Genomic DNA, 13421 nt, shown 5'->3' with positions numbered 1-13421 from the left:
CGAGTTGCGCTGCGTGGACCTCCTTTTCGCGATGAAGATGACCATGCAACAATATTCCGGCTGCGGCGGCATGTATCTCGGCCGCCAAGAACTGCGCGAATTAACCGGCACACCGATTCGTATGCGTCAGATCCTGTGGCTCGTGCAACAGGGATGGCCGCATGTGGTCGACGTCCACGGCCGCGTGTTGGTCGCACGCACTTTCCACGATAAACGGATGGGCATCATCGATTCGAAGCTCGCACGTGCTCCCCGGGCCGCGGTAAGCACACCGCTCAATCTTGGCGCAGTGTGATGGGACGCCGGGCACAAACTCCAGGCGCAATCCCGCGCCTCCGCACACGCAAGAACGCCAACGGCGCTCTGCGCTATTACTACGACCATGGTGAAATCGAGGGACGTCGCTTTCTGGAACCACTTGGCGCAGATCGCGTCGTAGCGCTCCAACGATGGGCTGAGCTGGAAGGCAAACGTGTGCCGACGTCCGAAGTCACACGGCACACCTTCGCCATGCTCGACCGCGCGTATCGGCTGAGGGAACTACCGCAAAAATCGACCGCGACGCGCCGCATGTACGACCTGTTCCTCTCCCGGCTGGCAGGCGTCATCGGCGACCGCGAGCTCGACACCCTGAAACCGGCCGACGTGGCGAGTATTTGGCGAGCCACCGCGGAGAAGCGCGGCATCGTCACAGCGAATCGAACCAAAGCAGTCCTCTCGCTCGCCCTGAATTGCGCACGGCTTTGGGGAATGATGACGATCGCGAACCCGTGCGCCGGGGTGCGTGGGAAGAAAGAGAGCGGTCGCCAGGACGTGCTGATTGACGATGAGCTGTATGCGTCCGTCCATGCCGTGGCCGACGAGCCCTTGCGCAATGCGATGGACCTGGCCGACCTGTGCGCACAACGGCCGGCGGACATCCTGGGCGTACAGCGCTCGAACATCGTGAAGGGCAACCTCATCTTTCGGACGCGCAAAACGGGCGCCTTCGTCACGATCCAGATCACCGGCGAACTCGCGAACCTGATCGACCGCCTGCTCGCCTGGCGCGGTTCGAAGATCGACGTCTCCCCATATCTGTTGCGTGACGAAGAAGGCTATCCGCTAACGAAGGGCCAGTTGCGGTCACGGTTTGATAAGGCCCGCGATAAGGCGGGCATCGACAAGGCGAAATTTCAGTTCCGCGACCTTCGCGCGCGCGGCGTGACGCACAAGACGATCGACGAGGGACTAGAGGCGGGGCAGCGCTTGGCGGGCCACAGCGGACCCGGCATGACAGCACGCTACGTGCGCGGCACGCGCCCCGTAAAACCCTCGCGTTGATGAATTTTGGAAACGCGGAGGGTGTTTTGGAAACGGCAAGGGGCTACGCAAACATCGCGTAACCCCTTGCTGTGTATGGTGCCGGCTGCAGGACTCGAACCCGCCACCTGATGATTACAAATCAACTGCTCTACCAGATGAGCTAAGCCGGCGTAGCCCGCTATTCTACTTCATTTCACGATCTTGAGGTGGCCCTTGCCGCCCTTGTTGCCGCCTTCGTCGTCTTTGTCGGCGGCGCGCGTCGCAACTGGCGCGAGCGGCGCAGCGGGTTCCTCGGCAGGCTCGTCGCGCACTGCGTGCGCCTCGTGCGCTTCGGCTTCTTCGTGGTCCTCCGAGGACAGCACATCGTCAGCGTCGCCGGGCGGCGACTCGACCGGGAACGCCATGCCCTGGCCGTTCTCGCGCGCGTAGATCGCGAGAACGTTCGACACCGGCACCTCGATCTTGTGCGACTTGCCCGAGAAGCGCGCGTGAAACTCGATCGCCTCGTTGCCCATCTGCAACTGGCTCGTCGCCTCGAAGCTGATGTTCAGCACAATCTCGCCGTCACGCACGAACTGGCGCGGCACCCGCGTGCGGTTGTCGACCCGCACCGCGATATGCGGCGTAAAGCCGTTGTCGGTGCACCACTCGTACAGCGCGCGCAGCAAATACGGCTTGGTGGAAATCTCTTGCATCAACAATCCTTTCGCGAGGCGGCATCCACACCCACGCTGTGCACGCCGCCTCTGTTACCTGCAACCGCCAGGATACTGCTTAACGGCGCATAACCTTTTCAGACGGCGTCAGCGCTTCGATGTACGCCGGACGGCTGAAAATGCGCTCGGCATACTTCATGAGCGGCGCGGCATTCTTCGACAGCTCGATGCCGTAGTGGTCGAGGCGCCACAGCAGCGGCGCGATTGCGACGTCGAGCATCGAGAACTCTTCGCCCAGCATGTACTTGTTCTTCAGGAAGATCGGCGCGAGCTGCGTGAGGCGGTCGCGGATCGCGAGGCGCGCCTTCTCGTGGTTCTTCTCGGCGGCCTTGCCCTTCTCGTTTTCGAGCGTGCTCACGTGCACGAACAGTTCCTTCTCGAAGTTGAGCAGGAACAGACGCGCGCGGGCGCGCTGGACCGGGTCGGCCGGCATCAGCTGCGGATGCGGAAAGCGCTCGTCGATGTACTCGTTGATGATGTTCGACTCGTACAGAATCAGGTCGCGCTCGACCAGAATCGGCACCTGACCGTACGGATTCATCACGGCGATGTCTTCCGGTTTATTGAACAGGTCGACGTCGCGGATTTCGAAGTCCATGCCCTTTTCGAACAACACCAGCCGGCAGCGCTGGGAGAACGGGCAGGTAGTGCCGGAGTACAGAACCATCATGATTTACATTTCCTCAATAAACCCAAAAGGCCAGCGGGCGAAAAAACCGTCTGACGGTCCCTGAACCGTCAGACGGCTTCTCGTCGCACCGGCCCCACGTCGGTCAGGACGTGCCTATTTGATATCTTTCCAGTACGCGGCGTTCAATCGCCACGCGAAAAAGCTCAAGACGCCGAGGAACAGGAGCACCCACACGCCAAGCTGCCTGCGGGTTTTCTGCTCGGGTTCGGCCATCCAGCCGAGGTAAGCCACCAGGTCGGCCACGTCGGCATCATAATCCACCGGCGATAGCGTTCCGGGCGTGACCTGCTGGAACCCGGCAAAGCGACGGACTTTTTCCCCGGTTTCCTCATCCGTCGTGTCCTCGAACTTCGCCGTGCGGATGCCCTGCAACTGCCACAGCACGTGCGGCATGCTCACGTTTTCGAACACCAGATTGTTCCAGCCGGTCGGCCGCGTGTCGTCGCGGTAGAAGCTGCGCAGATAGGTGTATAGCCAGTCGCGCCCTTTCGCCCGCGCTTCCACGGAGAGGTCCGGCGGCGCTACGCCGAACCACGACTTCGCGTCGTCCGGGCGCATCGCGATGGACATCGTGTTGCCGACCTTGTCGGTCGTAAACAACAGATTATCTTCGATTTGCTTCTGCGGAATGCCGAGAACCTGCAATCGGCTGTAGCGCATCAAGTTCGCACTATGGCAATTCAGACAATAGTTTACAAACAATTTGGCGCCGTGTTGCAGCGAAGCAAGATTTTCGCCGTTATCGGGAGCGCGGTCGAGCGGAATGTTTTCCTGCGCCGCCACCGATCCAACCCCAAAGGCACATGAGAGTGCCAGCGCGGCCAAGCCGGCCCGGACGCCGGCAGCCCGTATGCTCACCTTCGCGAGCGTCGAAAAAAGAGAACGTTTCGTCATATCTTCCTCGCTCGTCAATTAATGGGGCTTGAACCGCACGCGCTCGGGCGGCTGCTTGAAAGTTCCAAGCCGCGTCCAGAACGGCATGCCGAGGAAGAAAGCGAAATAGACGAGCGCGCAGATCTGGGCGATCAGCGTGGCCGCCGGCGATGGTGGCTTCGTGCCAAGGAACGCGAGCGTCAGGAACGCCAGCACGAAGATGCCGAGAAACACCTTGTGGAAGAACGGCCGGTAGCGGATCGACTTCACCGGCGAGCGGTCGAGCCATGGCAGGAAGAAGAGCGAGATCACCGCCGTACCCATCACCACCACGCCCCAGAACTTCGACTCGGTGAAGTACATGGCGAGGACCACGAGCACGGCCAGCACCGGCAGCCCAGCGCGCCATTTGCCGCGGGCGCGCACGAGCGCGAGCAGCCCGAGCAGCGCGATCACGATCATCAGCACGATCTTGAACGGGTCAGTCGTGGCGCGCAGCATCGCGTAGAACGCTGTGAAGTACCAGACCGGCGCGATTTCAGGCGGCGTTTGCAGCGGGTTGGCCGGCACGAAATTGTTCGACTCCAGGAAGTAGCCGCCCATCTCCGGCGCGAAGAACACGATCGCCGCGAAGATCATCAGGAAGATGCACACGCCCATGAAGTCGTGCACCGAGTAGTACGGATGGAACGGGATACCGTCGAGCGGCACGCCGTTCGCGTCCTTCTTCGCCTTGATCTCGATGCCGTCCGGGTTGTTCGAGCCCACTTCGTGCAGCGCGATGATGTGACAGATCACGAGCCCGACCAGCACCAGCGGAATGGCGATCACGTGGAACGCGAAAAAGCGGTTCAGCGTGACGTCCGACACCACGTAGTCGCCGCGAATCCACAGCGAGAGATCCGGGCCGATGAAGGGAATCGCCGAGAACAGGTTCACGATCACCTGGGCGCCCCAGAACGACATCTGGCCCCAGGGCAGCAGGTAGCCGAAAAAGGCCTCGGCCATCAGGCACAGGAAGATCGCGCAGCCGAAGATCCACACGAGCTCGCGCGGCTTGCGGTACGAGCCGTACAAAAGCCCGCGGAACATGTGCAGATACACGACCACGAAGAACATCGAAGCGCCCGTGGAGTGCATATAGCGGATGAGCCAGCCCCACGGCACCTCGCGCATGATGTACTCGACCGATGCGAACGCGAGCGTCGCATCGGGCTTGTAGTTCATGGTGAGGAAAATGCCGGTGATGATCTGGTTGACCAGCACGAGCAGCGCCAGCGAGCCGAAGAAGTACCAGAAGTTGAAGTTCTTCGGCGCGTAGTACTCGGAAAGGTGCGCGCGCCAGGTCGCGGTCATCGGAAAGCGCTTGTCGATCCAGCCTTGCAGGCCGGCCGTCTCCACCACATCCTTTTCGGTTCCCGTCGCCATCACGCTTCTCCTTTTTCGTCCTTGCCGATCACGATCTGCGTCGGGGACGCGAACATGTAGCGGGGAATGTCGAGGTTTTGCGGCGCCGGCTTGTTCTTGAACACGCGGCCGGAGAGATCGTAGGTGGAGCCGTGGCACGGGCACAGGAAGCCGCCTGGCCAGCTGTCGGGCAGGTTCGGCTGCGGGCCTTCCTGGAAGCGCGGCGTCGGCGTGCAGCCCAGATGGGTGCAGACGGCCACGGCCACGAGAATGTTCTGATGCTCGGCGCGCGAACGGAATTCGTTCATGCAGTACTCGGGCATCGGCATCGAGAACGGATGTTCGGAGTTCGGGTCGGCCAGATCGGGATCGGCCTTCTTGACGTCGGCCATCATGCGATCCGTGCGGTTCAGGATCCACACGGGCTTGCCGCGCCAGGCCACGGTCATCATCGAGCCGGGCTGCAGATTCGTGATGTCGGCTACGACGGGCGCCCCGGCGGCGCGGGCTTTTTCGGATGGTGCAAAGGAACCTACGAAAGGTACGACAGTGGCCACGCCTCCAATGCCACCTGCTACGGACGTCGCAATCAGCCAGGTTCGGCGGCTGCCATCGACGCGGTCATTCTCTTTGTCTCGCATCACATCGCCCCACTTCTGAGTTGGATTTTTCCGTCACGCCAGCTTACCCGCGGTGCTGCCGAACGCTAGTTTGCTCGAATGGAGTTGGCATTTACAAGGGGCGTTCTCGAAAAAGCCTCGGAAGTCCTTGATATCTCGGGGTTTTCCCGCAGAAAAGAGGGCCACTTTCTTTTCAGTTTGTAAATGCCTCATGAATAAAACGATGCTGCGCCACGACAATTTGCGCCGAATACGCAATCAAACGGGATTGTCGATATCGATGAAAAGATGCTCGATGTCGAAGGCTTCCGAGAGGTGCGCGCCCACCGCCTGGACGCCGAAGCGCTCGGTTGCGTGGTGGCCCGCGGCGAGGAACGCCACGCCGCTTTCCGCCGAGGTGTGCGTGATCGGCTCGGAGATTTCGCCGGTGAGGAAGACGTCCGCGCCGGCGTCGATCGCGGCGTCGAAGAGACTTTGCGCCGCGCCCGTGCACCAGGCTACGCGGCGCAGTTGCCAGTCGGGGTCGCCGAGCACGAGCGGCGCGCGGCCGAGCGTCTGCTCGACCTCGGCGGTGAAGTGCGCGAGCGTGATCGGCATGGGCAGCGTGGCCATCCAGCCAAGATCCTGGTCGCCGAAGCGTTGTTCGCCGATCCAGCCGAATCGGGCGCCCAACTGCGCGTTATTGCCCAGTTCGGGATGGCAGTCCAGCGGCAGATGGTAGGCGAACAGGTTGATATCGTTCGCGATTAGCGTCTTCAAACGCCGGTACTTGCGGCCCGTAATTTGCGGCGCTTCGTTCTTCCAGAAGTAACCGTGGTGCACGAGCACGGCATCGGCGCCCCACTCGAGCGCGGCTTCGAGGAAGGCGAGCGAAGCGGTCACGCCCGTGGCGATCTTCTGCACGCGCCGCCGCCCTTCGACCTGCAGGCCATTGGGGCAGTAGTCCTTGAACCGCGCGGATTCCAGAAGATTGTTCAGATACAATTCCAGTTCGATCCGATCCATATAATCCTCTAATCTTCAGATGCTTAGACGCTTTTGGCTGTTCTTCGCCCAGGCGGTGACGGTCCTGCTGGCGTTGATGTTCATCATCGCCACGCTCAAACCGCAGTGGCTGCAGCACCAGGGGCAGTTCGGCAAGCAGCTTGCCGAACCGATCGTCGCACTGCGGGAAGTGGCGCCAGGTATTGGTGGAGGCGCCGCCCAGGGCTCCTATGCGGACGCCGCCCAGAAGGCCATGCCCGCGGTCGTCAACGTGTTCTCGAGCAAGGATGGGTCGCTGCCGCCCGATCCCCGCCAGAACGATCCGCTATTTCGCTACTTCTTCGGCGATCGCAACAAAAACCAGAAGCAGCAGGAGCAGCCTGCCGCCAACCTCGGTTCGGGCGTCATTGTCAGTCCGGACGGTTACATTCTAACGAACCAGCACGTAATCGACGGCGCGGACCAGATCGAAATCGCGCTTTCCGACGGCCGCACCACCAACGCCAAGGTGATCGGCATCGACCCGGAAACCGATCTGGCGGTGCTCAAAATCAATCTGCCGAACCTGCCCACCATCACGCTCGGCCGCATGGACCAGACGCGCGTGGGCGACGTCGTGCTCGCCATCGGCAACCCGTTCGGCGTGGGCCAGACGGTCACGATGGGCATCATCAGCGCGCTGGGCCGCAATCACCTCGGCATCAACACGTTCGAGAACTTCATTCAGACCGACGCGCCGATCAATCCGGGCAATTCGGGCGGCGCGCTCGTCGACGTGAACGGCAACCTGCTCGGCATCAACACGGCCATCTACTCGCGCTCGGGCGGCTCGCTCGGCATCGGCTTCGCGATTCCCGTTTCGACGGCGCGCAGCGTGCTGGAGAGCATCATCACCTCGGGTTCGGTCACGCGCGGCTGGATCGGCGTGGAGCCACAGGACGTGACGCCTGAGATCGCCGACTCGTTCGGGCTCAAGGAGAAGTCTGGCGCCATCGTCGCGGGCGTGCTGCAGGGCGGCCCCGCCGACAAGGCCGGCATCAAGCCGGGCGACGTCCTGACCTCGGTGAACGGTGAGGCCATCACCGACACCACGCGCCTCCTGAACGTCATCGCGCAGATCAAGCCGGGCACGGACGCGAAGATCCACCTCGTGCGCAAGAACAAGGACATGGATCTCGACGTGCTGATCGGCAAGCGCCCGCCGCCGCCGAAGCAGCCGGCCCAGGAAGACGGCGAAGGCGACGACGACGGAGGTTGATGTCACACCGCAGGTGGGGCGTCGCGCCCTACCCGCGAGCAGAAAACGAAAAGGCCGCGAATGTGGATTCGCGGCCTTTTGCTTTCCTGCGGCTTTTTCTCCGCTGAGCCAGCGGGGCTAGCTCGCCGCCTGACTCTCGTCCGCGGGCTTCTTCTCGCCAGTGCCGACGAAGATACGCGCCGCGATAATGCCCAACTCGTACAGGATGATGAGCGGCAGCGCGAGGATGAGCTGCGAGAACACGTCCGGCGGCGTCACCACTGCCGCGACGATGAACGCGCCAACGATCACGTAGGGCCGGACCTGCTTGAGCTTCTTCACGGTGACCACGCCCATGCGCACGAGCAACACGACGATGATCGGCACCTCGAAGGTCACGCCGAACGCGATGAACATGGTGAGCACGAAGCTCAGGTAATTGTTGATATCGGTCGTCATCTCCGCGCCGAGCGGCGCGTTGTAGTGCGCCATCACGCGGAAGATGGTCGGGAACACCACGAAATACGCGAACGCCATGCCGCACAGGAAGAGCGTGTAGCTACTCGCCACGAGCGGCACGACGAGCTTCTTTTCGTGCTGGTACAGGCCGGGTGCGACGAACGCCCAGATCTGGTAGAGCACGACCGGCAGCGCGATCACGAAGGCCACGAGCATCGTGACCTTCATGGGCACGAAGAACGAGCCGGTCACGTCGGTGACGATCATCTTGCCGTCGCGCGGCAGGTTCTGCATGAGCGGACGCGCAAGCAGCCGGAATATGTCGGGCGCCCAGTAGACGAGCCCGACGAACACGACGATCACGGCAATGCCTGCGCGAATGATGCGGTCGCGCAGTTCGACGAGATGGGAAATGAAGGTCTCTTCGGAGCCTTCTTCCAGTTTTTGCTGGGGGTCGCTCACACCGGCCCTCGGTTGGAAATAGTCGTGCGCAAAGGCGGATCCGCGTCAGAAGAACCGCGTGGGACGGCGCAGGCTCGCCGGGGTATGCTGCGCTACGCGCGCAGCGCCCGATTGCACCCGCGTGCGGCGCAGCGTGGCGCGTTTGTACCAGGCCGGCGCGGCGCTTTGCTTCACACGCCAGTTCTTGCGTTTCGCGCCGCTCGCGCCCGCGTTGCCGGAGCGCCATCCCGATTGCGTGGCGACGCCGTCCAACGCGTTGGCGGCGCCTTCCACGCTGGCAGGATCCGCGCCGCCTGCGATGCTCGGCGACACCGACGTGCCCGCGTTCCACGCGTCGTTCAACTCGGTTTCATGCTTGCGCAGGTTGTCCTGAACGTTCTTTTCGACGTTCTGCGCCGCCGCCTCGAACTCGGTCTTCATGCGGCGCAACTCGTCGAGTTCGATCTCGCGCGTGACTTCCGCCTTGACGTCGTTGATATAGCGCTGCGCGCGCCCGAACAGCGCGCCCGCCGTGCGTGCGACACGCGGCAGCCGCTCCGGCCCGAGAACGACCAGCGCGACGACGCCGATCAGCGCCATCTTGGTTAAACCGAGATCGAGCATGAATGGAGTTTTCCGTCAGCCTTGGCTGCCTTAATGGAAACAAGCGGGAAACAAGCGGAAAAACAAGTGGCGGCGAAAAAAACGGCCGCCACGCGTTTTAGCGGAAATCGTTCGAGCGCTGCGTCTTGTCCTTGGCTTCGACGTCGACCGCACCGCCGTCGGCCGGGAGTTCGCGCTTTTGCGCGTCCACACCGGCGCCTTCGTTCTCGCGCATGCCTTCCTTGAAACCCTTCACCGCACCGCCCAGATCGCTACCGATATTGCGCAGTTTCTTGGTGCCGAAGACGAGCGCAACGATTAACAAGACGATCAGCCAGTGCCAAATGCTCAACGAACCCATGATTGACTCTCTCCTTAACCCCGCCGCCGCGCGACCTGCGCGACGCGATAAATTGTGCCTGTTCGATGTTGCATGGACGTGGCGTGCGACCCTTTAGCGCGACGCTTCAGTGAGACCCACGCCATCCGTCATTTATACCGACTTTCACCGCCGCCGGCACTCAGCCCATGCGGTGCCACGGACGCGGCCCAGCGAGCAAATGCGCGTGCAGATGGTAGACCTCCTGCCCGCCGCCCGGCCCCGTATTCACCACCGTGCGAAACCCGGTTTCGCCGCCCGTGTACGAGACGCCCAATTCCCTTGCGAGCCGCGCGACCAATACAAACATTCTACCAAGCAGCGGCGCGTCGTTTTCACCGCAATCGGCGAGGGTGGAAATATGCTGGCGCGGAATCACGAGGACGTGTGTTTCGGCTGCAGGCCGGATATCGCGGAAGGCGACGAACTCGTCGTCCTCGTACACCCGCGTACTGGGAATATGGCCATCGGCAATCTTGCAGAAGAGACAGGTGCTGCGGTCGTGACTCATGGTGCTCCTGGTGAGCAAAACCGCACGCCCCCCCGGAGCCTTCAGAACCAGGCGCGCGGGTTGTGCAGCGGCTTGTTGTCGTACAAGTACAGCCAGCCTTTGATGATACGGTACAACGTCCAGATTGCGACAGCCCACAAAATTGGAATGCCGACCAGCACGAAGATGAGCACGCCGCCGATCAGATGGCCGGCCAGACCGAGCCAGAACGTGCGGATTTGCCACGTGAAGTGCTGCTCATAGGGCGTGCCGAGCGCTTCGTCGCGTTTGAGGTAATTCAGGATGATCGCCACCAGCACCGAAATGCCGCCGGTCAGCCAGTACACCGCATAGAGCGCGTACAGCACGTGCGTGAAAGTCCGCAGGCTGCGCAAACGGTCCGCGTCAACGCCGTTGCGGTACGAAGGGGGCGGATAGTCGCCGGACGTGGACATGTTGTTCATCTCCTGTCGATCCGGAGTTAGGGCTTCAGCCCTTACTCCGGTTCCATGCAAAGCCATCGTTCTGTTAGTGGGTGCGCCGCACGGCAACCTTCACTCGCCGCTCTCTTCGCGCTCGCGGCTCTTGCGTAGCGCCTTTTCCTCGAGACCCGAAAGGCCTTCGCGACGTTCCAGTTCCGCGAGCACGTCGGCGGGACTCAGATCAAAGTGCGAGAGCGTAACGAGGCAGTGGAACCACAGGTCGGCCATCTCGCCGACCAGCGCCTTCGGTGCGCCGCCCTGACGCACGTCCTTCGCGGCCAGCACGACTTCGGTCGCCTCTTCGCCAACCTTCTTGAGCACCGCGTCGTCGCCCTTGTGAAACAGGCGCGCGACGTAGGAGGCGTCCGGATCGCCGCCCTTGCGGCTGTCGATCACCGCCGCGAGGCGCAGCAGGGTGTCGTTGGTGTTCAGTTGCGTCATTTGTAGATGTGTTCGGGGTCTTTCAGCACCGGGTCGACGGCGACCCAGCGGCCTTCGTCGACGGTGCCTTCGAATTGCTGGAAAAAGCACGAGTGGCGGCCCGTGTGGCACGCGATGCCCGAGACCTGCTCGATCTTGAGGAGCACGACATCTTCGTCGCAGTCGAGGCGGATGTCGCTCACGTGCTGCACGTGGCCCGACTCCTCGCCCTTGAACCACAGGCGCTGGCGCGAGCGCGAGAAGTACACGGCGCGGCGCAGTTCCACTGTTTTGGCGAGCGCTTCGCGGTTCATCCACGCGAACATCAGGACGTCGCCCGTGGTGGCTTCCTGCGCGATCACGGGCACGAGGCCGTTGGCGTCCCAGTTGACCTTGTCGAGCCAGTTGGCATTGGCAAGGTCGTTATCGGGTTTGCCGGTTTGAGTGTTGCTCATCGCGTTACATCCTCACCGAAATGCCCTGGTCGGCCATGAAGCGCTTCGCCTCGCCCACCGTGTGCTCGCCATAGTGGAAGATACTCGCCGCCAGCACGGCGTCGGCATGGCCCTTGACGATGCCGTCTGCCAGATCCTGCAGGCCGCCCACGCCGCCCGAGGCGATCACGGGAATCGGCACCGCGTCGGACACCGCGCACGTGAGCGCGAGGTCGAAGCCGCTCTTCGTGCCGTCGCGGTCCATGCTCGTGAGCAGGATTTCGCCCGCGCCCAGCTCGGCCATCTTGCGCGCCCACGCCACGGCGTCGAAGCCCGTGGCCTTGCGCCCGCCGTGCGTAAACACTTCCCAGCGCGCGGGTTCGCCCGGCGCCGAAGTCCGCTTCGCGTCGATGGCGACGACGATGCACTGCGAGCCGTATTTGTCGGATGAATCACGCACGAGCTGCGGATTGGCGACCGCCGACGAGTTCATGCTGACCTTGTCGGCGCCGGCGTTGAGCAGGCGCCGCACGTCCGCCACGGCGCGCACGCCGCCGCCCACGGTGAGCGGAATGAAGACCTGCGAAGCCACCGCCTCGATGATCGGCAGGATCAGGTCGCGCTGGTCGGAGGTCGCGGTGATGTCGAGGAACGTGAGTTCGTCGGCGCCCTGGTCGTCGTAGCGGCGTGCGATTTCGACGGGGTCGCCCGCGTCGCGCAGTTCGACGAAATTGACGCCCTTGACGACGCGCCCGGCGGTCACGTCGAGGCAGGGGATGATGCGTTTGGGTAGAGCCATGATCTTGCCGAAGTTGCCAGTCGGTGTGTGTGCGGCGAGCACCTTTCGCGAGAAGGCTGCCGGACCCGGTTCGGGCGTGGCGCGCAGCCCATTGTCGCGCGCTTTGCGCCTTGCCTTGCGCCTCGAGGCGAAATTATCCCGCGCGAGCGCCAGTCCCCATGGAGATGGCGCCGCAGCGCCAAAAACAAAAGGCCTCCAGTGACGGAGGCCGGCATACGACGCTTTACGCGTCGTCCGATTCGCGCAGGCTGTCTGCGCGCGTTTGCGCGGCGTTGAAATCGAGGTCGCCCGAGTAGATCGCGCGGCCGCAGATCACGCCTTCCACGCCTTCGTCCTCGACCTCGCACAGTGCGTCGATATCGGCGAGGTTGGAAAGACCGCCGCTCGCGATGATCGGAATCTTCACCGCGCGCGCGAGGCGCACCGTCGCTTCGATGTTGATGCCCTGAAGCATGCCGTCGCGGCCGATATCGGTGTAGATGATCGACTCGACGCCGTAGTCCTCGAACTTGCGCGCGAGGTCCACGACCTCGTGACCGGTGAGCTTGCTCCAGCCGTCGGTCGCGACCTTGCCGTCTTTCGCGTCGAGGCCCACGATGATGTGACCCCCAAATGCGGTGCATGCTTCCTGGAGGAAGCCCGGATTCTTCACGGCGGCGGTGCCGATGATCACATAGGACAGGCCGTCGTCGAGATAACGCTCGATGGTGTCGAGGTCGCGGATGCCGCCGCCAAGCTGCACGGGGATCTCGTCGCCGACTGCGCGGATGATCTCGCGAATCGCGTCTTCGTTCTTCGGCTTGCCGGCGAACGCGCCGTTGAGGTCGACGAGGTGCAGGCGCCGCGCGCCGCGCTCGACCCAGTGTCGGGCCATAGCCGCCGGTTCCTCGGAGAAAATCGTCGCCTGGTCCATATCGCCTTGTTTGAGGCGCACGCAGTGACCGTCTTTGAGATCGATGGCCGGAATCAGCAGCATAGCTTCGGGTGTGTCTGGGAATGAGGTTGAAGTCTGCAGCGCCGGCGGAAAAAAGGCCCGATCCGACGCCGTTTCGCTAGTTTAGTACAACTCTTTCGGCGGCCT

The 13421-nt window shown here is 62.7% G+C and carries 18 protein-coding genes and 1 tRNA gene; 3 read left to right on the top strand and 16 right to left on the bottom strand.

Translation table 11 applies throughout. The features are described 5' to 3' along the window. Positions 1-13 precede the first annotated feature (13 nt). Positions 14-295 (top strand): DUF4224 domain-containing protein, encoded by a 282-nt coding sequence (locus A3CW_RS0128485; protein ID WP_245623765.1) that lies wholly within the window; start codon positions 14-16, stop codon positions 293-295. Further along, positions 295-1323, top strand: coding sequence for a tyrosine-type recombinase/integrase (locus tag A3CW_RS0128480; RefSeq protein ID WP_028206590.1), 1029 nt, complete (start codon positions 295-297; stop codon positions 1321-1323). Before A3CW_RS0128485 ends, A3CW_RS0128480 begins: the two co-directional genes overlap by 1 nt. Before the next feature lie 76 nt (positions 1324-1399). Here the strand turns inward: A3CW_RS0128480 and A3CW_RS0128475 are convergent. The 7 genes from A3CW_RS0128475 to A3CW_RS0128445 form a co-directional block, all read right to left on the bottom strand. Further along, a tRNA-Thr gene (locus A3CW_RS0128475) sits at positions 1400-1475 on the bottom strand. An 18-nt stretch (positions 1476-1493) separates the two neighbouring features. After that, a complete protein-coding gene (locus tag A3CW_RS0128470) occupies positions 1494-2000 on the bottom strand; it encodes a ClpXP protease specificity-enhancing factor (protein ID WP_028206589.1) in 507 nt (168 codons plus the stop codon). Positions 2001-2079: 79 nt separating this feature from the next. Continuing rightward, positions 2080-2691: a glutathione S-transferase N-terminal domain-containing protein gene (locus A3CW_RS0128465; RefSeq protein ID WP_027797364.1), complete on the bottom strand. Its 612-nt coding sequence runs from the start codon at positions 2689-2691 to the stop codon at positions 2080-2082. 114 nt (positions 2692-2805) lie between these two features. Beyond that, positions 2806-3606 carry a cytochrome c1 gene (locus tag A3CW_RS0128460; RefSeq protein WP_081771851.1) on the bottom strand — a complete coding sequence of 267 codons (801 nt, stop codon included), beginning with the start codon at positions 3604-3606 and terminating at the stop codon, positions 2806-2808. Between the two features lie 18 nt (positions 3607-3624). Further along, on the bottom strand, positions 3625-5013 hold the full coding sequence (locus tag A3CW_RS0128455; RefSeq protein WP_028206587.1) for a cytochrome b: 1389 nt from the start codon (positions 5011-5013) through the stop codon (positions 3625-3627). Beyond that, positions 5013-5633 carry a ubiquinol-cytochrome c reductase iron-sulfur subunit gene (gene petA, locus A3CW_RS0128450; RefSeq protein WP_028206586.1) on the bottom strand — a complete coding sequence of 207 codons (621 nt, stop codon included), beginning with the start codon at positions 5631-5633 and terminating at the stop codon, positions 5013-5015. Before petA ends, A3CW_RS0128455 begins: the two co-directional genes overlap by 1 nt. Positions 5634-5870: 237 nt before the next feature. After that, entirely contained in the window at positions 5871-6617 is a 747-nt protein-coding gene (locus tag A3CW_RS0128445; protein ID WP_028206585.1) for a Nif3-like dinuclear metal center hexameric protein, read from the bottom strand. A gap of 19 nt (positions 6618-6636) precedes the next feature. Here A3CW_RS0128445 and A3CW_RS0128440 point away from each other — a divergent pair, with 19 nt between their 5' ends. Next, positions 6637-7854 carry a Do family serine endopeptidase gene (locus A3CW_RS0128440; RefSeq protein WP_028206584.1) on the top strand — a complete coding sequence of 406 codons (1218 nt, stop codon included), beginning with the start codon at positions 6637-6639 and terminating at the stop codon, positions 7852-7854. Positions 7855-7971: 117 nt separating this feature from the next. On the opposite strand, the gene tatC is transcribed toward A3CW_RS0128440, so the two are convergent. The 9 genes from tatC to hisA all read right to left on the bottom strand — a co-directional run bounded on the left by tatC (position 7972) and on the right by hisA (position 13316). Then, complete coding sequence (gene tatC, locus A3CW_RS0128435) at positions 7972-8754, bottom strand: twin-arginine translocase subunit TatC (protein ID WP_028206583.1); 783 nt, start codon at positions 8752-8754, stop codon at positions 7972-7974. 45 nt (positions 8755-8799) lie between these two features. Beyond that, a complete protein-coding gene (gene tatB, locus A3CW_RS0128430) occupies positions 8800-9357 on the bottom strand; it encodes a Sec-independent protein translocase protein TatB (RefSeq protein WP_028206582.1) in 558 nt (185 codons plus the stop codon). Positions 9358-9454: 97 nt separating this feature from the next. After that, positions 9455-9697 carry a Sec-independent protein translocase subunit TatA gene (gene tatA, locus A3CW_RS0128425; RefSeq protein WP_028206581.1) on the bottom strand — a complete coding sequence of 81 codons (243 nt, stop codon included), beginning with the start codon at positions 9695-9697 and terminating at the stop codon, positions 9455-9457. 160 nt (positions 9698-9857) lie between these two features. Continuing rightward, positions 9858-10226, bottom strand: coding sequence for a histidine triad nucleotide-binding protein (locus tag A3CW_RS0128420; RefSeq protein ID WP_028206580.1), 369 nt, complete (start codon positions 10224-10226; stop codon positions 9858-9860). A gap of 41 nt (positions 10227-10267) precedes the next feature. Further along, on the bottom strand, positions 10268-10660 hold the full coding sequence (locus A3CW_RS0128415) for a DUF4870 family protein (protein ID WP_028206579.1): 393 nt from the start codon (positions 10658-10660) through the stop codon (positions 10268-10270). A 99-nt stretch (positions 10661-10759) separates the two neighbouring features. Next, on the bottom strand, positions 10760-11128 hold the full coding sequence (locus A3CW_RS0128410) for a phosphoribosyl-ATP diphosphatase (protein WP_028206578.1): 369 nt from the start codon (positions 11126-11128) through the stop codon (positions 10760-10762). Continuing rightward, complete coding sequence (hisI, locus tag A3CW_RS0128405) at positions 11125-11562, bottom strand: phosphoribosyl-AMP cyclohydrolase (protein ID WP_028206577.1); 438 nt, start codon at positions 11560-11562, stop codon at positions 11125-11127. Before hisI ends, A3CW_RS0128410 begins: the two co-directional genes overlap by 4 nt. A gap of 4 nt (positions 11563-11566) precedes the next feature. Next, complete coding sequence (gene hisF, locus A3CW_RS0128400; protein ID WP_028206576.1) at positions 11567-12340, bottom strand: imidazole glycerol phosphate synthase subunit HisF; 774 nt, start codon at positions 12338-12340, stop codon at positions 11567-11569. A 223-nt stretch (positions 12341-12563) separates the two neighbouring features. After that, positions 12564-13316, bottom strand: a complete 753-nt coding sequence (gene hisA / locus A3CW_RS0128395; protein ID WP_028206575.1) for a 1-(5-phosphoribosyl)-5-[(5-phosphoribosylamino)methylideneamino]imidazole-4-carboxamide isomerase — start codon at positions 13314-13316, stop codon at positions 12564-12566. Positions 13317-13421 lie beyond the last annotated feature (105 nt).

It is taken from the genome of Paraburkholderia nodosa DSM 21604, assembly GCF_000519185.1.
GTDB classification, from domain to species: domain Bacteria; phylum Pseudomonadota; class Gammaproteobacteria; order Burkholderiales; family Burkholderiaceae; genus Paraburkholderia; species Paraburkholderia nodosa.
The sequence above is the reverse complement of the archived record's forward strand: the minus strand, read 5'-3'. Positions and strand labels throughout refer to the sequence as shown.